This is a genomic window from Alcanivorax borkumensis SK2 (genome assembly GCF_000009365.1).
Taxonomy (GTDB): Bacteria; Pseudomonadota; Gammaproteobacteria; order Pseudomonadales; family Alcanivoracaceae; genus Alcanivorax; species Alcanivorax borkumensis.
This window is the reverse complement of sequence record NC_008260.1, coordinates 1,563,652-1,583,978: the sequence shown is the minus strand read 5'-3', so window position 1 is coordinate 1,583,978 and position 20,327 is coordinate 1,563,652. Positions and strand designations below refer to the sequence as shown.

Genomic DNA, 20,327 nt, shown 5'->3' with positions numbered 1-20,327 from the left:
CGGAGCTAAGCATGACGGAAGCGGTCGAACAAACGGCAGAAGACAATCAGGTATCAGATCAGCCTGCGGGTTTGCTTGGCCCTTTACACCCCAGTCAGGCGGAAATGCCCTTTGGCCTAGTATACGGCAAGGCCATTACCAAACTGCCTGATGACCTCTACATTCCGCCCGATGCTCTGGAGGTATTTCTTGAGGCCTTTGAAGGCCCCTTGGATTTATTGCTCTATCTTATCAAACGTCAGAATCTCGATATTCTTGATATTCCCGTGGCCACCATTACCGCCCAGTACATGGAGTACGTGGAGCTCATGAAGGCCATGAACTTCGAGCTGGCCGCAGAGTATCTGGTCATGGCCGCCATGCTCAGCGAAATCAAATCGCGAATGCTGCTGCCGCGCCCTAAGGCCGAAGAAGAAGAGGAAGGTGAAGACCCGCGCGCAGAGCTGATTCGCCGCTTGCAGGAATACGAGCGTTTCAAGAAAGCCGCAGAAGACATTGATCAATTACCGCGCCTAGAGCGGGATGTGTTTCCTGCCGAGGCCAAACGCCCGGAATACACTCGCGAAAAAGCGCAGCCGGATGTGGACATGCGCGAGTTACTGCTGGCGCTGAAGGAAGTGATGCACCGGGCTGACATGTTTGAGAGCCACCAGATTTCCCGGGAGAAGCTATCCACCCGCGAGCGCATGGCCAATGTACTGGACAAGCTAAAAGGGCGGGAATTTGTGCCCTTTATTGAGCTTTTTAACCCGGAAGAGGGCAAGCTTGGTGTTGTGGTCACTTTTCTTGCCACCTTGGAACTGGTTAAAGGGGCGTTGATAGAGCTTGTTCAGACGGAGTCGTTTGCGCCGATTCATGTAAAGGCGAAAACCCTCGTATTGGAAGAATCCGACTTGCTGGCCGGCCTTGAACTTGAGGATGAACCCGATGCCCACGAACGTCATATAGGGTCCCTTGATGACGCGAATGACGATACGCATGATGGAACCAAGGGGTAAGCGTGGACGCTGAGCAAATAAAAAGAATTGTTGAAGCTGCTATCCTTGTGGCCGAAGGGCCGCTGGACCGTGATGGTATGCTGGCATTGTTCGATGAAGACGATCGGCCAAGCAAAGCTGAATTGTCTAAGTACCTTGAGCAGCTAGGCGAAGAATATGAAGGGCGGGGCATTTTCCTCAAGGAAGTGGCCTCTGGTTTCCGTTTCCAGGCCCGTTCTGAGCTGGGCTCTTGGGTAAGCCGCCTGTGGCAGGAAAAACCTCCACGCTACAGTCGGGCGATTCTAGAAACTCTGGCCCTGATTGCCTATCGCCAGCCGATTACCCGTGGCGAAATTGAAGAAATTCGAGGCGTTTCGGTAAGCTCCCATATCGTTAAGAGTCTGCTGGAGCGAAATTGGGTGCGTGTGGTCGGTCATCGTGATGTACCCGGGCGTCCGGCCATGTTTGCCACCACCAAACAATTTTTAGACTATTTCGATCTCAAGAGCCTTGAGGATTTGCCGTCCCTCGCGGAAATCCGTGATTTGGATAAGCTTAATGAAGAGCTACCCCTGACTGATGTGCCCCCCAGCAAGGCGGGCGAAGGCGATGCTGACGAAGCCTCGGAAGGCGACATTGATGACGATGATTTCCTCGAGTGCGAAGCACCGATCCCTGGTGATCAGAGGAATATTCCCGGCTTCGAGCCTGAACCGGAAATCGATGATTCCACACAGATGAGCATGGACAAAGTTGACTCGGTACTCGCTAGTTTCGAGCAAGAGTTCCGTCGTAAGCAAGGCGAGCAGAATGACCCAGCTTCTGCCGATAATGATAACCGTGCTGCCGTGAATACTGATCCCAAAGAATCGGCCAACGCTGCACACAATAATGATGATGTCTCGCTAGAGGGCGAGGGCGCTTCAGATCAGCAGCAAACATCGAACGACAGCGCAGAGGGAAGCCGAACGCCGCATGAGTGAAAAATTACAGAAAGTCCTGGCTCGCGCCGGGCTGGGTTCTCGCCGGGAGCTAGAAACCTGGATAAGTGACGGTCGCGTCTCGGTCAATGGGACTGTTGCGACCTTGGGTGACCGGGTTGGCAGTGAAGATACCCTACGTGTAGATGGCAGGATTATTAAAGTGAAGACCGAAGAAGACACCGTTCAGCGCGTAATCATGTATCACAAGCCACCGGGAGAGGTATGTTCGCGCAATGATCCTGAAGGGCGCCCAACGGTGTTCGATAACCTACCGCGACTTCAAGGTATGCGCTGGGTGCAGGTGGGGCGGCTGGACATCAATACTACCGGTATGATGCTGTTCACTACCGATGGCGAACTTGCCCACCGTCTGATGCACCCCTCCAACGGTTTCGTACGCGAATACGCAGTGCGGGTCCGCGGTGTTATGACTCCGGAAAAACGTCAAGCCATGCTTGATGGCGTTTTACTGGAGGATGGCGTTTCTAAATTTGATAGTATCGAGGACGCTGGTGGCGCTGAGGAAGGTGCTAACCACTGGTACAAAGCCACTCTTACTGGGGGTAAATACCGGGAAGTCCGTCGGCTTTTCCAGTCTCAAGACTTGGAAGTGGCTCGCTTGATGCGAATTCGTTTTGGCGATCTGACATTGCCGCCGCAATTGCGCCAGGGCCGCTGGATGGAGCTGGAACCAGAACAAATGAAAGCCCTGATCGAGAAGGTGGACCTCAAGGGCAAGAAATATACCGGCCTTTATGGCCGTGCGCGGCTACGACACCAGCGTGGTGGTAACAAGCCGCCTCGCAAGGCTCGCCGTGGGCCATATCGTCGCTAGGGGTTTTCGCACTGTTTGATTTGGTTTGGTTTGGTAGGAGACTGCCTGCAGCCTAACCCGAATTGTTGCCGATAAACACCGAGGTTCGTTTGCGAGTAAGTTGCTAGGGCAGCCTCATCAGCCGGCCGACCAGGGCCGGCAACGCTGTCTCTACTCTGAGAATTCGCGCCCCAAAGCTGCGGCAAGCGAATCCCTGCTGCTGCAGCATCTCTACCTCGTAGTCGGTCCAGCCCCCTTCTGGGCCTATCGCCAACGTCACTGGCTCAGCAAGATTGCAGGGGAGGGCGGGGTGATCGCCTGGATGAGCGAGAATACGCTGGCCTGTCCCTGCCCAATCGTTCAGTGAATCTTCCACAAAAGGCTTAAAACGGGGGGCCAGTGTTAATTCAGGTAAGTGGGTGTCGCGCGCCTGCTCTAACCCCAGAATCATTTTCTCGCGAAGCAAGTCGGCTTTCAGATTGGGGGTCTGCCAGTAACTTTTGTCTACCTTCCAGCTGTTGATCAGCACGATGCGCTTGATGCCCAGGCTGGTCGCGTCGATAAGGATGCGTTTGAGCATCTTGGGCCGCGGTAGTGCCATCAGCAAGGAAAGAGGTAGCGCCTGAATCGAATTAGATTCTGGTTTAAACTCAACCTCTATCTCATTGTTTTTAATAACGTGTATAGTGGCTATTCCTGTGCTGCCGGCCAGCACACCAGCGCGGCACTGCTGCCCTTCGGCCAGCTTAAGCACGCTGCATACATGGTTACGTTGTCGCGTATTGAGACGCCAGCGATTGCCGTGTAAGTATTGGTCGGGGTGCAGCAGCAGCAAGTTCATGGCGCGGATTATGGCATACGGGATAAAGCGGCTGAACAAAGGTTTTACTGGGCTCGCTATTATCCTGGCATGAAGAATCGTGGCATGACGCAAATCACTGTCTGCTTGGCTATTATGGCCCTTTGCTCGGCGCAATCGGATTGCTAGAGTGTGCCGCCTGATCACCCGTTCGATTAACTGTTCAGTTGGAGAATTTCATGCAGTTTCAGGGTACTGACCAATATGTGGCCACCGATGACCTGAAAATGGCCGTGAACGCAGCCATTGCCCTCAAGCGCCCACTGCTCATTAAGGGTGAACCTGGTACCGGCAAAACACTGCTGGCCGAACAGGTTGCAGAATCTCTGGGGTTGCCACTGCTGTCGTGGAACGTAAAGTCCACCACCAAAGCACAGCAAGGCCTGTATGAATACGATGCGGTATCACGTCTACGTGATTCCCAGCTCGGTGCCGAAGGTGTCGAGGATGTGGCAAATTACCTGAAGAAGGGCAAGCTCTGGGAAGCCTTTACCCACGAAGGCCAAGTGGTGCTGTTGATCGACGAGGTCGACAAGGCGGATATCGAGTTCCCCAACGATCTGCTCCAGGAGCTGGATCGCATGGAGTTTTTTGTCTATGAAACCGGCGAACTGATCAAGGCTAAACAGCGGCCAATTGTGATTATTACCTCCAACAATGAGAAAGAGCTGCCAGACGCTTTTCTACGCCGTTGCTTTTTCCATTACATCAATTTCCCTGATGCGGCCACCATGCAGGCCATCGTGGATGTGCATTTCCCTGAGATCAAAAAGAACTTGGTTAGCGAAGCGCTAGAAATCTTCTTTGATCTTCGCAAAGTGCCGGGCTTGAAGAAGAAGCCATCCACCAGCGAGCTGATTGACTGGCTGAAGCTGTTGATGGCTGATGATATTCCGGATGACATTCTACATAGCCGTGATACCCGAAGCGCGGTGCCGCCTCTGTACGGTGCATTGCTGAAGAACGAAGCGGATGTGCAGCTCTTAGAGCGTCTGGCGTTCATGAATCGCCGCGAAAGCTAACCGATCCACGGGCAGACTATGCTTATTGGTTTTTTCGAAAATCTGCGTCGCTACCGGGTGCCCGTCACCCTGCGCGAACTGTTGGATTTATTTGATGCGTTGCATGCGCATGTTGCGTTTGGCTCCATTGAGGATTTTTACCTATTGAGCCGGGCGGTCATGGTGAAAGACGAAAAATATTATGACCGCTTCGACCAAGCGTTTGCCAATTACTTTGAAGGTTTAGAAAACCTGGAGCCGGACTGGCTCAGCAAGGTGATCCCGGACGAGTGGCTGCGCAAGGAGCTGGAAAAAAACCTGAGCCCGGAGGAATTCGAAAAACTCAAAGGGCTTGGGAGTTTAGAAAAAATCATGGACGAGCTGCGCAAGCGGCTGGAAGAACAAGAGAAACGTCACCAAGGCGGTAACAAATGGGTTGGGACCGGAGGCACCAGCCCGTTTGGTGGTTACGGCGAAAACCCGGAAGGGGTCCGCATGACTGGCCCTTCGCGGAACAAGAAAGCCGTGAAAGTCTGGGAGAAACGGGAATTCCGTAACTTGGATGACTCGGTGGAGCTGGGCACCCGTAACATCAAGCTGGCCATGCGCCGGCTGCGAAAATTTGCCCGCACCGGCCGCGATGAAGAGCTAGACATGGACGATACCATTTCGTCCACTGCCCGTAATGCGGGATTGCTTGATATCAAAATGCGACCGGAGAAAGAAAATCGCGTTAAAGTGCTGATTTTCTTTGATGTAGGCGGCTCCATGGACCCTTACGTGAAGCTGTGTGAAGAGCTATTTTCTGCTGCTCGGGCAGAGTTTAAGCACATGGAATATTTCTATTTCCATAACTTTCTCTATGAGTACGTATGGAAAGACAATCGCCGTCGTTGGGATGAGAAAATCTCCACTTGGGATGTGCTGCATAAGTACGGCAGCGACTACAAAGTGATTTTCGTAGGTGACGCGGCCATGAGTCCCTATGAAGTGAATTCTGTAGGCGGCAGCGTGGAGCACTGGAACGAAGAGGCCGGCGCAGTCTGGTTTCAACGAGTAATGGAGACCTACGAAAAAGTGGTGTGGCTAAACCCGGAGCCCGAGCGTGCTTGGCAGATGACCACCTCTACTCAGTGGATCAAGCAACTCTGTGAGCACAACATGTTCCCCCTCACCATAGAAGGGCTTGAGAGAGCCATGCGGCAGCTGAGCAAATAACCCTTTGCCCTCGCCTGGAGAAGCCTTTGGCGCTACGGCGAAGGCATGTCACATTCCAATGTTCTATCCGGTTGTAGGAATAGAAGGGGTTGGATGGTTATGTTGATGTGGAGTGGATTTCGCTCAGCCTCTCATCGGTAAACTGGGGCTCAATGCGCTTGAGTTGAGCCCCACCGCGTTACTGTCACTGCTCAATCTTTATCTGTTTGCTATGCACCCAATGATAGAGCACCGGGAGCAGCAGCAGGGTCAGCAGCGTTGAAGAAATAATCCCTCCGATAACCACCGTTGCCAGTGGCCGCTGCACTTCTGCGCCGGTGCCGGTATTGAGCGCCATGGGCACAAAGCCGAGGCCGGCCACCAGGGCGGTCATTAACACCGGGCGCAAGCGGATCAGCGCACCTTCGATCACCGCATGGCGCAGGTCATTGCCTTGCTGCCAGAGATCACGAATAAAAGCCACCATCACCAAGCCATTAAGTACGGCCACACCCGACAGGGCAATAAAGCCCACTCCGGCTGAGATCGATAGCGGCATCCCTCGCAGCCATAGCGCAAGGACGCCCCCGGTCAGGGCCAACGGCACCCCTGTGAAAATAATCAGTGAATCGCGAACAGAGCCAAACGCCATAATCAACAAGCCGATAATGGTCGCTAGCGTCACCGGCACCACCAGCGACAGACGTTGGCTGGCAGATTCCAGTTGCTCAAAGGTGCCGCCAAAGTCCAGCCAGTAGCCGCTGGGAAGATCTACCCGCTCACTAATGCGTTGCTGGACCGCTTGCACAAAACTGCCCAGATCCCGGTCGCGAACATTGGCGGTGACCACCACTCGGCGTTTACCGTTTTCCCGGCTGATTTGTGCCGGAGCCGGTTTTATTTCCAGCCGTGCGACTTCGTTTAGCGGAATGTAGCCGCCATCTGGCAGCGACACAGGGAGCCGCTGTAGACGGTTCACGTCCTGGCGCAGTGATTCTGGCAGCCGCACCATCAGTTTGAAGCGCCGATCTCCTTCGTAAATCAGTCCTATCTGTTCGCCACCAATACCGGCGGCGACCAGATGTTGCACCTCATCCACGGTAATACCATAGCGGCCAAGGGCTTCTCGATCGGGAACAACGGTGAGCATGGGTTGACCGGTCACCTGTTCAACCCGTACATCGGCGGCACCAGGTATCGACTGTACCTGCTGCATGATGGCATTGGCGGTTTCGCGCAAGGTATCCAGATCATCACCAAAAACCTTGATGCCAAGATCGGCTCGCACACCGGAAATAAGCTCGTTAAAGCGCATTTCAATGGGTTGGGTAAACTCGAAGTTATTGCCGGGTACGTCCAGGACTGCGCTGGACAGTTCCTGAATCAACGCCTCTTTGCTTTTTCCTGGATCCGGCCATTGGTCTTTGGGTTTCAGGATCAGGAAGTTATCCGACACATTGGGCGGCATCGGGTCGTTGGCCACTTCCGGTGTGCCGATCCGTGAAACCAGTTTGTCGATTTCTTCAATATGCTTTAAGCGCTCATCGAGCATGATCTGCATATCTACAGATTGCTCGATACCGGTGCCGGGTATGCGAAGGGCGTGCATGGCAATGTCGCCTTCGTCCAGTTGCGGAATGAATTCTGAGCCAAGAGTGGTCATCAACCAGCCACAGAACAGCACCAGCAACAGCGCAAAAGCGACTAATAGCTTGCGCAACACCAGGGCTTTTTCCAGCAGTGGCCGGTACACGGACTTGGCGGAACGTATAATCGGGCTTTCTTTCTCGCTGATCTTGCCGCCCATGAAAACCGCCACCGCAGCGGGTACGACGGTAAGCGAAAACAACATGGCGGCAAGCAGCGCCATCATCACCGTGGCTGCCATGGGGTGAAACATTTTCCCTTCCACGCCAGTGAGGCTGAAGATAGGGATATACACGATGGTAATGATGGCCACGCCGAATAGACTGGGACGAATAACCTCAGTGGTGGCCTCATAGACCAATTGAATCCGTTCCCTTAATGGCAATACACCGTTGTTTTTACCCTGAGCTTCGGCCAGCCGGCGAATACAGTTTTCGACGATGATCACCGCGCCATCTACAATCAAACCAAAATCCAACGCGCCTAGACTCATCAAGTTGGCAGACACCCCGGTTTTCACCATGCCACTGATCGTCGCGAGCATGGAGAGGGGGATTACCGCCGCGGTAATCAGGGCGGCTCGGAAATTGCCCAACAGCAAAAACAGCACGGCAATAACCAGCAAAGCCCCTTCAATCAAGTTAGTGCGAACGGTGGCAATGGTTTTTTCCACCAGGGTGGTGCGGTCATAAACCGCTTCTAGCTTGATGCCGTCGGGCAGGGAGGGTTTAACCGCCTCCAGCCGTTTGGCCACGTCTCGGGCCACCTGATTGGAGTTTTCCCCCATCAGCATCATCACGGTGCCCAGTACGGTTTCACGGCCATCACGGGTCGATGCCCCAGTGCGCAGTTCTTTCCCGATGGCCACGGAGGCCACGTCCTTCACTTTTACTGGGGTGCCGTCATGAACAGTGACGACCACATTTTCTATCTCGTGGAGGGTTTTCAGCTGCCCCGGCGTCCTCACCAGTAATTGCTGGCCATTGCGTTCAATGTAACCCGCTCCGCGATTACTGTTATTGCGTTTTAAGGCGGTTGAGAGCTGGTCGAGAGTAATGCCGAATTGCAACAGCAGCTTGGGGGAGGGCAGCACATGGTATTGCTTGTCGTAACCGCCAATGCCGTTTACTTCCGCCACCCCAGGCACCTGGGCCAGTTGCGGCTTGATAATCCAGTCCTGGATTTCCCGCAGAGCAATGGCATCGTACTCACTGCCATCGGCCTGGCGAGCGCCGGCTTCGGCTTCCACGGTGTACAGGTATATTTCGCCGAGCCCGGTAGCCATTGGCCCCATTCTCGGTTCCAGCTGCACAGGAAGCGCCCCCTTGATCGCGCTTAGCCTTTCATTGACAAGGTTGCGGGCGAAGTAGATATCCGTGCCTTCCTTGAACACCACCGTGACCTGCGACAAGCCATAACGGGAAATGGAGCGGGTGTAATCCAGTTTCGGCAAACCGTACAGCGCGGTTTCCACCGGAAAGGTGACCCGTTGCTCGGCCTCAAGGGGGGAATATCCCGGTGCTTCGGTATTGATCTGCACCTGTACATTGGTGATGTCTGGGACCGCATCAATGGGCAGTCGCTGATAACTCCAGGCGCCCAAGCCCACTAATCCGAGGATCAGTGTGAGCACCAGAATGCGCCTCTCGATGGAGAAGCGAACGATGGCATCTATCATTCGGATTCTCCTTAGTGGTGGTGAGCCGCGCCGGCTTTAAGAATGTCAGCTTTAATCAGGTAACTGTTTTCCACCACGTACTGATCCCCGGGGTTAAGGCCATCGAGCACTTCGCTGTAGCGGTTATCACGCCGGCCTAAAGTGAGTGCACGGCTTTCATACGCCTCTGCGCCATTGAGGAACACAACAGTTTTACCCTCCATTTCCTGCAGGGCACGGTTATCCACTCGCAGAGGAACTGAGTGGTTGCCGGTGGTGATGACAGCCTCAACGAAGTCCCCCGGGGCTAAACGGCCATCGCTATTGTCCAGCGACACTCGGGCAATCATGGCCGGCACGGATCCGGTATCGGGTGCCGGCACCAGGCTTTTGATCTGGCTTTGCCACTGACGTTCGCCAAGGTGCAGGGTGACGGCTTGTCCTTTTTTTACCGCAGCCCGCTGCTGAGGAAACAGCGTCAGTTCCGCCCATAGCGATTCACTGTTGATAAGTGTCAGTAGGGGCTGTTGGCCTGCGACTTCACCAGCATTAGCATGACGCTGATGAATAACACCGCTGAACGGGGCCCGCAGGCGGTAGCCTCGCAGGCTGTCATTGGATTCGATCACGGCGAGTATCTCCCCCTTGCTGACGGCATCACCAACAGAAGCGGTTATCGACTTTATTAGCCCGGGAAAACGGGCACGCAAATCAGCCTGATGCTCAGGGGCGATCACCAAGCGCCCGTATGCATGGGTTTGCGTGGCAATAACGCCGCCACTGGCTTTCTTGGTGGTGATACCTGCTTTTTCTGCGGCTTCCGCCGAAATGGCCACGCGGCCCTCGTAGGAGGGCCATTGCCATTGATGGTGCTCGCCATCCAGCTTCAGATCAAAGCTGACATCGAAGGAATGGGGCGGTTGTATCTTTTGCTTTCCCTTCCAGTGATGGTCGTCTTGCTGGAAGGTAACTCTTTTCTGTACTCCGTCCAGGCGGGTGAGGGTGGCAGAAAGGATTAAGTCATCCACTGGCTTATTGTCACGGGTGACCCAGGCCTGCAACGAGGCCAGGCCGCCACTTTCGGTTTTGAGAACTTCTAAAGTAATGTCCCGCTCTTTCAGTAAATGCCCGCCGTTGGGGCCTGTGGTTTCTTGTTTGTGTGCGTCATGATCGTCTTCACCGTGCCCATGGCCACCACTGGCGGTTACCAGAGAGGAAAGTGTCAGGAGATAAAGCGTGGAAAGCGTTACTAGCATTTTCATTGGGAAATCTCCTGTTCGTCAGCCTGGGAAAAAGGCAAGCCAGTGAGGCGTTCCAGTTCGTTTCGTTGCAGGTGAAACTGCGCGGCGAGGTTAATGGCCCGGTATTCCAGATTAAGTTGCTCTTGCTGGGCATCGATCAGCTCAAGCAGGCTGTAGCGACCGGAGCGATAGCCCTTTTGGATGTCTGCATACAGTTGTCTGGCCAAGGGCAACGCGCTCTCATCAATGAGCGCGAGCTCTTCACGTAACAGATTCAGTGAGCGATAGAGGGTGTCCAGCGTTGCCACCAGTTCAATCCTGCGGGCCTGTAGCTGTGCTTCACTGGCAGCCAGTTGTGATTCGGCTCGGGCTATATTGCCGCGGTTAGGATTCTTCAGACCAAGCGGAACAGAGAACCCCAGCACCAGGGTATTGTTGTTGTCCACTCGATCATGGCGCGCGCCAACAGAGACGGTGACATCGCGGCTGCCACGGGCATTGGCCAGGCGGCTCTGGGCCGCATGCAGGCGCGTTTCGCTCGCCAGCTGCAGCAATTGCGGAGCCTGCTCCAGCTGGTCCAGAATTTGCTCGCGCGGTGGAAGCTTGGGAAGCGGCCGCAACGAGGTTGCGGGGTGCAGTTGATCTGCGCCTTGCTGGCCCCAAAGCGCAGCCAGTTGCTGGCTGGCTCGGCCACGCTCCATATCAGCGCGCCGGCGGGCAATATCCGCATGCCGGCTGGCGAGGGTCATTCGGGTTAAATCCGCCTTCGAGGCCGCACCGGCATTAACACGACGGCGTGCCGCCTGTTTTGCTTTTTCCGCTAAAGCCAATGTGCGTTCAGCCAGTGCCAATTCTTCTTCAAAACGCGCCAATGCAATGTAACGAGTCACGGCTTCACCCAGCACATCGAGCCGTGCGATAGCGTAGCCCTGTTGTTCCGTATTGAGAGCGCGAGTCGCCACCTCATTACGTGAATTTCGCTTGTTGCCAAGCTCGATCAGCTGGCTCAAGGCAACAGTGATTTGTGCACCTTCAACGCCATTCAATGGTGCGTCTCCGGCAATATTTTCCACCTCAACGGACAGTTCTGGCTGCGGCCCAAGGCTGGACTGGAGCACCGCCGCATCCGCTGCCCTGAGCCGATAGGGGTAAACGCCAAGCGCTGGGTTCTGCTCTACGGTGCGGCTGAGCACGTCTTGCAGGGTAATCTCGGTGCCCATTGGCACCGATGTATTACCCGCGATGAGATGGCCTGGCGCGAACAGGCACAGCAAGGACGACGCAACAAGGCGCCAGCCGGAGGTTCGGCATTTCATGAAAATCTCCCGATAACGGATTGCGGCGAAGATCGCCGGCGAAAATCAGATCAATCCGTTGCGATTGGGAGGTGGCACAGGAGGCTGCGTGACAAGAGAGCGCGCGTGAGCAGGGGAGGGCTTGTGCCATTCATTGGCGGGCACAGGCCTGAGCGTTATGGGCTGATGGGCGAGGGTAGCGCATGAACTGTGCGGAAGGCAGCACTGGTGTTGCTCACATTCACTACTGTGGCGTTCTTCGGGTGCGCCATCGGATTTGCCCTCAGAGACATGAACTTGGCAAGACGCCTCCACATTCACCGAGTGCGGGATTGACTCGGTTGCACCCGCTACGGCGCTGCACAGCATCAGCAAGCCGAGCAACAAAGCGGTGAAGGAATGTCTGGACTTGCTGAAATTCATGTTATGCCAGTCGGGAGTGCGAAAAGAATCAAGATGCATACTCTAGCAAGCCGCCTTGGTGCGTCAATCTGATTCTCATCGACAACCCTTCTATGCACAGGTTTTGCGCAGCAAGATGGAATCCACGTTTGCTTGGATTCACCTTCTGTGGCGAGCAGCGTGACTAAGCAAATAAAGAGAGCCTAAATAGACTAAGGATTTGCCTATTTGGTGATGGTTGAAACTTCAGGTATTTCGTGAATACTGCGCCAGTCATTTCAGCGTTATGGCCTCAAGAGGCTATTTAGTTAGGGAAAAATAATGATTGATAACCAGATTGCCACCTCCGTAGGGCCATTGAATGTGAAGATATGGCCAGTGGAGGGTGACAGGGCGCCTGTCGTATTGCTACACGACTCTTTAGGCTGTGTTGCTTTATGGCGGGAGTTCCCTGCGGCGCTGGCGCAGGCCTGTGGCCGCACGGTGATAGCCTATGACAGAGTAGGTTTTGGCGCATCGCCAAAGCGTGAGGGGTCTCTACCCCTCAGTTTTGTGGAAGACGAAGCCGTGGTGATTGACTCCCTTATGTCAGCACTGGCATTGCCACAGGTGGTGTTACTCGGTCACAGCGTTGGCGGCGGTATGGCCGTGGCGGCGGCAGCTTCGCTGGGGCAGCGGTGTGTGGCTGTCATTACCGAGTCAGCCCAGGCCATGGTGGAGGCGCAAACCCTAGCGGGGATCCGCGATGCACAAGTGGCATTTGAGGATGCCACTCAGCGGGCGCGGTTGCAGAAGTACCATGGCGAAAAAGCTGACTGGGTTCTGCATGCCTGGATTGATACCTGGTTGTCACCGGCCTTCGCCGAGTGGAATCTGGATGCGGAGCTGGAGCGTGTTACCTGCCCACTGCTTTGCCTGCACGGAGATAACGATGAGTTCGGCTCCATGGCACATCCTGCTCGGTTGGAACGCATGTCAGCAGGACCAGCGGAGGTCGTGATGCTTGAGCGATGCGGGCATGTGCCGCATCGCGAGCAGGAGCAGGGAGTGTTGGAAGCAGTGTCCGCGTTCCTTTCTGCGTTGCCGTAACATGCCTTGGAGCATCCAGTTTGTCGCCTAACGGAATGAGCGGGAGTGGCGCTCCGCGCCAGTATCCTTGCTTACCTCGAACTACCGCTGTGTGCGGTAGTTCATCAACGGTCAATACTGATCCATCTTTCTCCGTTTGAATTCAGATCGCAGGTGCAGAGTTGTGTAGAAAATGCAGGAGAACGACCACTGTGAATAGTTTGGATCTTAGTTACTCAGCCAGCGGCAACCGAGCGTGCGTACGTAGTTCTAATAATTATCCTATTTAACATGTATGCACACCAATCAATGTATTTTATGATAATGATCAATGGAGTAGCATTATTGTGTCAACTGTGTGCGGCGCAGCCCCTCCATCAATGCTAAGCCACTGGGGGTCTTCACTAATTAGTGCCATATTCTCTGGCGTGCAAGTTTCCAGCATCTGCTCCAGCGTTGGCATTGGCCGAATGATCTGTTGCCGATCGATCAGTCAGTTCCATGTGAGGTCTGGTCGTTAAAAGTGTTGAATTTAGCAACTTCACCAATAACTAATGGTTATAAAAAATCTTTTTTATTCGCTATTTCCATGACTTCAAGTGACATCCCCCTGTTCTAGCCAACTGTTTGCCCCTTGATTACAGCGAGCCCTGGAGTTCTTAAGCTGCTCCTGAATAAGGCCTGCTAGTTCGACTTTTCGCCGGAGCGGAGCAGCCACAAGTGGCAGCACGGAAACGGATAAATTTTAATCAGGAAAGCTGGCAGAGTGACACCAAGGTAGGGAAATACCTTGAAGAAGGTCAGCAATTATCCAACACCGAGACGGTGAAATTGATGGAAAAGATAGTATCTCTCCCCATCTTATCCCCCTAACGGATCCTCCATAGGCTTGTAATCGCAATTTAAATTTGAATGGGATAATGTGCTTTTGATTCTCGCGCTTTATTGTTAGTATCCAGCACTCGTTCTATGAGTCGGTCTGTTTTGATAATCAATCGTTGGTTAACAGTCTTGTTAGCATTGGTGATTGCTCTGCAGTCACTGGCAGCTATTGGGGATACCAGTCGACCTCATTATCCTGCTACGCTTGATCACGCTCATGAAGACCTCGTCCTTAACTCGGTCACTCTGGGAATGGAGGAGTCTTCCTCATCCGACCCTTCGCGGGATCACGTGTCCGATCATTGCCATCAAAACCATTCCCACTGTCATATGGTGCTGGTGAGCGCCGCATCAAATATTTCCATTTTGTCCGCAGGTCAGGGGTTGTCCGACTATCAAGCCAGTCATACTTCAGTCATTCCACCCTCCTTGTTCCGCCCTCCCATAGCCTAATCCTACGATTCATTCCGTTCAGGAAACATCTTTTATTTATTAGACCTTCGTAGGAGAGGTTGCATGCTTATTTGCAAGCCCATGAGCATTGGGCGGCGTATAACGCCGCGCCAGATTTATATCCATTCTTTGTATCTACTCGTGCTGGCGCTCAACGTTTCCGTTGCCCACGCCGAAGAGACACCACTCACCCTTACCGACGCCCTGTCCCGGACGGTGGCGCAAAACCCCAGTCTGCGGGTATTCGACTTTCGCCTGCAGGGGCTTGAGGGAAAAAGCCTTACGGCCGATCAGGCACCGGCCTATGAAGCGGGCCTGGAGGTGGAGAATATACTCGGTAGCGGTGCTCTGCAGGGAGTCGACAGAGCTGATTACACCCTGTCGCTATCCTCAGTCATTGAGCTGGGAGGCAAACGCCGGGCTCGCACAGGCGCCGTGAGCTCCCGCTATGATCTGATGGAGGCCGAACGTGAAGCTGAGACTCTGGATTTGTTGGGTCAGGTGACGCAGCGCTATGTCGCCACCTTGGCTCTGCAGGAAAAGCTTGATTTATCCGCTCGGGCAGTGGAATTGAGCGAAGCCACCTTTAACACCGTTACCCGCCGTGCAAAGCAGGGCGCCGCACCAGAGGCCGAAGTTCTGCGTGCCAAGGCCGCTCTTACCCAGAGCCGGATTGCCCACAACGCGCTGCAAACGGAGTACGAGAAGCGAAAGATGGCGCTGGCCTCACTATGGAGCGAAACGCGGGTGGATTTTCAGCGGTTGCAGGGAGACCTGTTCCGATTCGAGCTTGGCGAGCGTTTCGAGGTGCTGTACCAGCTGGCCAGTGACAGTCCGATGCTCCGGGTTTACGCAAGCGAGCGACGGATGCGCGATGCCGAGATCCAGTTAGCTAAAAGTCAATCCGAAAGTGATATTCGCTGGCAGGTCGGCGCCCGCCGTTTTGAGGAAACGGGCGATACCGCGCTGGTGGCCGGGGTGTCAATGCCACTGTTTGCCGGTCGCCGGAATCGTGGAGAAGTGCAAGCCGCCACCGCGGCGCGTGACGAGGTGGAATACCGCCAACAGAGCGCGCTACTGCAACTGCACTCCCTGTTGTTCGAAGCCTACCACACCCGCCAACAAAGCATTGCCGCCGTTGAGCAGCTGCGTGATGCAGTGCTGCCCGATTTAACCCAGGCGCTCAATCTTACCCAACAAGCCTATGAACGCGGCCGCTACAGCTACGTGGAGTGGACCGCCGCACAGCGCGAACTGCTCTCGGCCCGCGAGGCACTCGTCGAAGCAGCCGCCACGGCGCTGCTCAACCAGGCGCTTATCGAACAGCTTACGGCGCAGCCCATGACCCAAGGCCAGGCCACGCCCGCTAACTAAACACAGGATTAGTGAACCATGCAATTGATGAAACCACTCTACTGGATACTGGTGGCCACCTGTCTGGCCGCCACGCCTCTCCACGCGGTCGAAGATACGCACGATGACGACAATGACGCGCAATCAAGCGCGCCCGAGACCAAGGGTCCTCATGGCGGTTTATTATTGACACAGGACGACACTACCGTTGAGCTGCAGATTTTCGAGCAAGGTGTTCCCCCTGAATATCGTGCCTGGGTAACAAAGGGCGGGAAGCCCATTACCGATGATGTTGACCTCAACGTCCAACTCACCCGCTTGGGTGGGCAAGTGGATACCTTCGATTTTGTCTTCCAGGGAGACTATTGGCTGGGTGACGGGGTGGTGACCGAACCCCATTCTTTTGATGTGGACGTCACGCTTGCATTGAACGGTAAACAATACCAGTGGCAGTGGGAGTCCCACGAAGGTCGTACTCGCATTGCGGCCGACATTGCTGAAAAGGCCGGAATTCAAGCTACTGAGGCCGGTCCGGGCTCAATTGAGCGAACGCTGACCACCTACGGGCAACTGACCATCGCACCGGAACAGATCGCGCGGGTGCGCGCTCGCTTTCCCGGCGTCATCACCAAAGTCAACGTTCGTTTGGGGGACCGTGTCGCCAAAGGTGATCGGCTGGCAAAAGTGGAGTCCAACGAAAGTCTCAAAACCTATGACCTGCGCTCACCCATAGATGGCGTGGTGACCGAGCGCCAAATTAGTGTGGGCGAAGTCGCCGGTGAGCAACCATTGTTTGCGATTGCCGATTTAACGACCTTGTGGGCAGAGCTTCGGGTGTTTCCGGGTCAGCGCACCGAGGTGGCGGTCGGTCAGAAAGTTCGCCTGCAAGCCGAGGGCTTTGATCAACGGGCTAGCATCAGTCACTTACTGCCTTCGCCGGGCAATGCTCCCTATACCCTGGCCCGTGTGGAAGTGGATAACCCCGCTGGCACGCTGAGCCCCGGTTTGCTGGTGGCGGGGGACATAGTGGTAGAGACCTCTGAGGTGCCACTGGCCGTGGAAAACCGTGCACTGCAGTCCTTTCGTGACTGGAGCGTGGTGTTTATTCAGGTGGACGCCACCTATGAGATTCGCCCTCTGGAACTTGGCCGCAGTGACGGCACCTTGACCGAAGTGTTGGATGGACTGCAGGTGGGTGATCGTTATGTGGTGGATAACAGCTATTTAATCAAGGCCGATATCGAAAAATCTGGCGCATCCCACGACCACTAACCCAGGAGGGTATGATGATTAATGCTATCTTACGCTTCTCGGTAGAGCGGCGATTTTTAACCTTATCTCTTATTCTAGTGCTGGTCGGTGTGGGCTTATGGAGCTTTCAGCGCCTGCCTATCGATGCGGTACCGGACATCACCAACGTCCAAGTGCAGATCAACACCGAAGCGCCGGGGTATTCGCCCTTGGAGGCGGAACAGCGCATCACCTTCCCGGTGGAAACTGCCCTATATGGCTTGCCCAATTTATCGTATACCCGATCAATATCTCGCTATGGCTTGTCCCAAGTGACGGTGGTGTTCAAGGAAAGCACAGACATCTATTTCGCTCGCAACCTGATCGATGAGCGCCTCGGCTCCATCAAGAATGCCCTGCCACCTGGGTTGGAACCTGAAATGGGCCCCATCGCGACCGGTCTGGGCGAGATCTTGATGTACACCGTGGAAGCTTTGCCCGGCGCCACCCAAGCTGACGGTAATCCTTTAGATGCCACAGCATTGCGAGAAATTCAGGACTGGATCATTAAGCCGCAACTGGCGCAGGTGCCGGGAGTGATCGAGATAAACACCATCGGTGGCTACGACAAGCAGTACCACGTCACGCCCTCACCACAAAAGTTACTGCAATTTGGCGTCACCATGGATGAATTGTTGGAAGCCCTCGAGGCCAACAATGTCAATCGTGGCGCCGGCTATATCGAGCGAAACGGACAACAGCTATTGGTGCGCTCACCTGGGCAACTAGCGTCCATTGCCGAGATTGAGCATGTGGTCATTACCAACCGCCACAAAGCACCGGTGAAAGTCAGTGATGTGGCCGAAGTGGCCATTGGCAAGCAGCTGCGCACGGGAGCCGCCACCCGCGACGGCAAGGAAACAGTGATGGGCACGGCCATGATGCTGGTGGGAGAAAATTCCCGCTCCGTCGCGAAGGCCGTGGCCGAAAAACTAGAAGCCGTTCAGCCCTCGCTCCCCGCAGGGGTCAAGGTGGAGGCGGTTTACGATCGCACAACCCTTGTGGACAAAGCCATCGCCACGGTGGAGAAGAACCTGCTCGAAGGGGCGCTGCTGGTGATCGTGGTACTGTTTCTGTTATTGGGCAACCTGCGCGCGGCCTTGATTACCGCGGCAGTCATTCCCTTGTCCATGCTCGCCACCATAACTGGCATGGTGAAATCGGGCGTGTCGGCCAATCTGATGAGCCTCGGCGCCTTGGATTTTGGCCTGATCGTCGACGGCGCCGTGATCATTGTCGAGAACTGTATTCGGCGGTTATCCCAGGCCCAACACTCACAATCTCAGGACAATGGTCAGCTGCCATTGCGGGAACGGCTTCAGTTAGTATATGAGGCTACCAACGAAGTCATTCGTCCAAGCTTGTTCGGCGTCGCCATCATTACCGTAGTGTACTTGCCGATTTTTTCACTCACTGGCGTTGAAGGTAAGATGTTCCACCCGATGGCGGCTACCGTGGTAATGGCGCTGCTGTCCGCAATGGCGTTGTCGTTGACCGTGGTGCCGGCCGCTGTAGCGGTGTTCCTTCGGGGAAAAATCAGTGAAAAGGAAAGCCCTGTGATCAGAGGCTCCAAGTCACTCTACAGGCCAGCCTTGTTGGTCGCTATGAAGTTTCGTTGGGTGGTATTGGGCGGTGCAACAGCGCTGGTGGCCGTCTGTATCTGGCTAGCAACCACCCTCGGGTCGGAGTTTATTCCGCAACTCGACGAAGGGGATATTGCGTTGCATGCTCTGCGCATTCCGGGAACGGGCCTGGAGCAATCCATTGAGATGCAGGCGCAGCTGGAAGAGGCGCTGAAAGCGTTCCCAGAGGTTGACAAGGTGTTCGCCAAAATCGGCACACCGGAAGTGGCCACGGACCCCATGCCCCCCAGCGTGGCTGATAACTTTGTCGTCCTGAAGCCTCGCGGCCAGTGGCCGGATTCTGGCAAAACCAAAGATGAGCTGGTGGCGGAAATAGCAGAGGCGGTGGAACGGCTTCCCGGGAACAAGTACGAGTTCACTCAGCCCATTGAGATGCGTTTCAATGAGCTGATCTCCGGCGTCCGAGCCGACCTCGGTATCAAAGTGTTCGGCGATGATCTGGATCAGTTGCTGGCGTCGGCCAACGAAGTTCTTGACGTTGTGGAGTCCATGGAGGGTGCGGCGGATGCCCGGGTCGAACAGGTCACGGGGCTACCCATGCTATCAGTGCATCCTAAACGCATGGCGCTGTCGCGTTACGGGTTGAATGTCGAAGACTTACAAGCACTGGTGGCGACCGGGATCGGTGGTGGAAACGCCGGGTTGATCTACGAGGGCGACCGTCGCTTTGAGTTGGTGGTACGCCTGCCGGAAAAAGTCAGGCGCGACATCGATAGCTTGGCCTTTCTGCCCATTCCTTTGCCAGACGGCGGTTATCTACCGCTATCGGAAGTCGCCGAGTTGAAGCTGGCACCGGCGCCTAACCAGATCAGCCGGGAAAACGGCAAGCGCCGGGTGGTAGTCACCGCCAATGTCCGGGACCGCGATCTCGGAGGATTTGTCGAGGAGGCGCAGGCGCGCATTGCGGACAATGTGGAACTCCCCGCCGGTTACTGGCTGGATTTCGGCGGCACCTTCGAGCAACTGGAGTCCGCCAGTCAGCGGCTTGCCATTGTGGTGCCGGTGACCCTCGCCATCATTCTCGCGCTGCTGGTGATGGCCTTTGGCTCCCTCAAGGATGCTCTCATCATTTTTACCGGCGTTCCGTTGGCTCTGACCGGCGGGGTGTTGTCGCTGTGGTTGCGGGACATGCCGCTGTCGATCTCGGCAGGCGTGGGCTTTATCGCGCTCTCTGGCGTGGCGGTGCTCAATGGTTTAGTGATGGTCGCCTTCATTCGCGACTTGTGGCGGGAACAAGGGGATCTCATCACGGCGATTGTGGAAGGAGCGCTGGTTCGCCTGCGGCCAGTTTTGATGACGGCCCTGGTGGCGAGCCTCGGCTTTGTGCCCATGGCGCTCAACACCGGTACTGGCGCGGAAGTACAGCGACCGTTGGCGACCGTGGTGATCGGGGGAATCATCTCCTCGACTTTGTTGACGCTGTTTGTGCTCCCGGTGCTGTACGCGCTGTTGCATCGCAAGAAAGCGAAAACATAGCAGGCTTGAACAGGCTTCGGGCACGCCCGGAGCCTGTTTCCGCAGCGAAACCCTGGCGGGCGAAGTGCAACTGTGGGTGCGACCGTCAC

At 55.2% G+C, this 20,327-nt stretch carries 13 protein-coding genes; 9 read left to right on the top strand and 4 right to left on the bottom strand.

Annotated elements, in window-relative coordinates:
- Positions 1-11 precede the first annotated feature (11 nt).
- From ABO_RS07200 to rluB, 3 genes are read left to right on the top strand one after another with little or no spacing between them, the layout of a single operon-like run.
- The gene (locus ABO_RS07200; protein WP_011588670.1) at positions 12-998 is read left to right on the top strand and encodes a segregation and condensation protein A; all 987 of its coding nucleotides are present in this window, start codon (positions 12-14) and stop codon (positions 996-998) included.
- 2 nt (positions 999-1,000) lie between these two features.
- Positions 1,001-1,960, top strand: a complete 960-nt coding sequence (scpB, locus tag ABO_RS07195) for an SMC-Scp complex subunit ScpB (RefSeq protein WP_011588669.1) — start codon at positions 1,001-1,003, stop codon at positions 1,958-1,960.
- Positions 1,953-2,795 carry a 23S rRNA pseudouridine(2605) synthase RluB gene (gene rluB, locus ABO_RS07190; protein ID WP_011588668.1) on the top strand — a complete coding sequence of 281 codons (843 nt, stop codon included), beginning with the start codon at positions 1,953-1,955 and terminating at the stop codon, positions 2,793-2,795. Before scpB ends, rluB begins: the two co-directional genes overlap by 8 nt.
- 103 nt (positions 2,796-2,898) lie before the next feature.
- On the opposite strand, the gene ABO_RS07185 is transcribed toward rluB, so the two are convergent.
- Positions 2,899-3,750: a 16S rRNA (uracil(1498)-N(3))-methyltransferase gene (locus tag ABO_RS07185; RefSeq protein ID WP_231868096.1), complete on the bottom strand. Its 852-nt coding sequence runs from the start codon at positions 3,748-3,750 to the stop codon at positions 2,899-2,901.
- A gap of 62 nt (positions 3,751-3,812) precedes the next feature.
- Here ABO_RS07185 and ABO_RS07180 point away from each other — a divergent pair, with 62 nt between their 5' ends.
- Positions 3,813-4,655 carry an AAA family ATPase gene (locus tag ABO_RS07180; protein WP_011588666.1) on the top strand — a complete coding sequence of 281 codons (843 nt, stop codon included), beginning with the start codon at positions 3,813-3,815 and terminating at the stop codon, positions 4,653-4,655.
- A gap of 18 nt (positions 4,656-4,673) precedes the next feature.
- Positions 4,674-5,852, top strand: a complete 1,179-nt coding sequence (locus ABO_RS07175; RefSeq protein ID WP_011588665.1) for a vWA domain-containing protein — start codon at positions 4,674-4,676, stop codon at positions 5,850-5,852.
- Positions 5,853-6,036: 184 nt separating this feature from the next.
- On the opposite strand, the gene ABO_RS07170 is transcribed toward ABO_RS07175, so the two are convergent.
- From ABO_RS07170 to ABO_RS07160, 3 genes are read right to left on the bottom strand one after another with little or no spacing between them, the layout of a single operon-like run.
- Entirely contained in the window at positions 6,037-9,156 is a 3,120-nt protein-coding gene (locus ABO_RS07170; protein WP_011588664.1) for an efflux RND transporter permease subunit, read from the bottom strand.
- An 11-nt stretch (positions 9,157-9,167) separates the two neighbouring features.
- Positions 9,168-10,397, bottom strand: a complete 1,230-nt coding sequence (locus tag ABO_RS07165; protein ID WP_011588663.1) for an efflux RND transporter periplasmic adaptor subunit — start codon at positions 10,395-10,397, stop codon at positions 9,168-9,170.
- Positions 10,394-11,692, bottom strand: coding sequence for a TolC family protein (locus ABO_RS07160; RefSeq protein WP_011588662.1), 1,299 nt, complete (start codon positions 11,690-11,692; stop codon positions 10,394-10,396). Before ABO_RS07160 ends, ABO_RS07165 begins: the two co-directional genes overlap by 4 nt.
- A gap of 702 nt (positions 11,693-12,394) precedes the next feature.
- Between ABO_RS07160 and ABO_RS07155 the strand changes: the two genes are divergently transcribed.
- The 4 genes from ABO_RS07155 to ABO_RS07140 all read left to right on the top strand — a co-directional run bounded on the left by ABO_RS07155 (position 12,395) and on the right by ABO_RS07140 (position 20,238).
- Entirely contained in the window at positions 12,395-13,162 is a 768-nt protein-coding gene (locus ABO_RS07155) for an alpha/beta fold hydrolase (RefSeq protein ID WP_011588661.1), read from the top strand.
- Between the two features lie 1,377 nt (positions 13,163-14,539).
- On the top strand, positions 14,540-15,850 hold the full coding sequence (locus ABO_RS07150; RefSeq protein WP_011588660.1) for a TolC family protein: 1,311 nt from the start codon (positions 14,540-14,542) through the stop codon (positions 15,848-15,850).
- A gap of 18 nt (positions 15,851-15,868) precedes the next feature.
- A complete protein-coding gene (locus ABO_RS07145) occupies positions 15,869-17,101 on the top strand; it encodes an efflux RND transporter periplasmic adaptor subunit (protein ID WP_011588659.1) in 1,233 nt (410 codons plus the stop codon).
- Positions 17,102-17,115: 14 nt separating this feature from the next.
- The gene (locus ABO_RS07140) at positions 17,116-20,238 is read left to right on the top strand and encodes an efflux RND transporter permease subunit (protein WP_041704946.1); all 3,123 of its coding nucleotides are present in this window, start codon (positions 17,116-17,118) and stop codon (positions 20,236-20,238) included.
- The last annotated feature ends 89 nt before the right edge of the window (positions 20,239-20,327 follow it).

What these genes read in the sequence shown, in the direction of transcription:
- ABO_RS07200 (WP_011588670.1), top strand. Translation starts at nt 12, where the DNA reads ATGACGGAAGCGGTCGAACAAACGGCAGAAGACAATCAGGTATCAGAT.
- rluB (WP_011588668.1), top strand. Translation starts at nt 1,953, where the DNA reads ATGAGTGAAAAATTACAGAAAGTCCTGGCTCGCGCCGGGCTGGGTTCT.
- ABO_RS07180 (WP_011588666.1), top strand. Translation starts at nt 3,813, where the DNA reads ATGCAGTTTCAGGGTACTGACCAATATGTGGCCACCGATGACCTGAAA.
- ABO_RS07175 (WP_011588665.1), top strand. Translation starts at nt 4,674, where the DNA reads ATGCTTATTGGTTTTTTCGAAAATCTGCGTCGCTACCGGGTGCCCGTC.
- ABO_RS07170 (WP_011588664.1), bottom strand. Translation starts at nt 9,156, where the DNA reads ATGATAGATGCCATCGTTCGCTTCTCCATCGAGAGGCGCATTCTGGTG.
- ABO_RS07165 (WP_011588663.1), bottom strand. Translation starts at nt 10,397, where the DNA reads ATGAAAATGCTAGTAACGCTTTCCACGCTTTATCTCCTGACACTTTCC.
- ABO_RS07160 (WP_011588662.1), bottom strand. Translation starts at nt 11,692, where the DNA reads ATGAAATGCCGAACCTCCGGCTGGCGCCTTGTTGCGTCGTCCTTGCTG.
- ABO_RS07155 (WP_011588661.1), top strand. Translation starts at nt 12,395, where the DNA reads ATGATTGATAACCAGATTGCCACCTCCGTAGGGCCATTGAATGTGAAG.
- ABO_RS07150 (WP_011588660.1), top strand. Translation starts at nt 14,540, where the DNA reads ATGCTTATTTGCAAGCCCATGAGCATTGGGCGGCGTATAACGCCGCGC.
- ABO_RS07145 (WP_011588659.1), top strand. Translation starts at nt 15,869, where the DNA reads ATGCAATTGATGAAACCACTCTACTGGATACTGGTGGCCACCTGTCTG.
- ABO_RS07140 (WP_041704946.1), top strand. Translation starts at nt 17,116, where the DNA reads ATGATTAATGCTATCTTACGCTTCTCGGTAGAGCGGCGATTTTTAACC.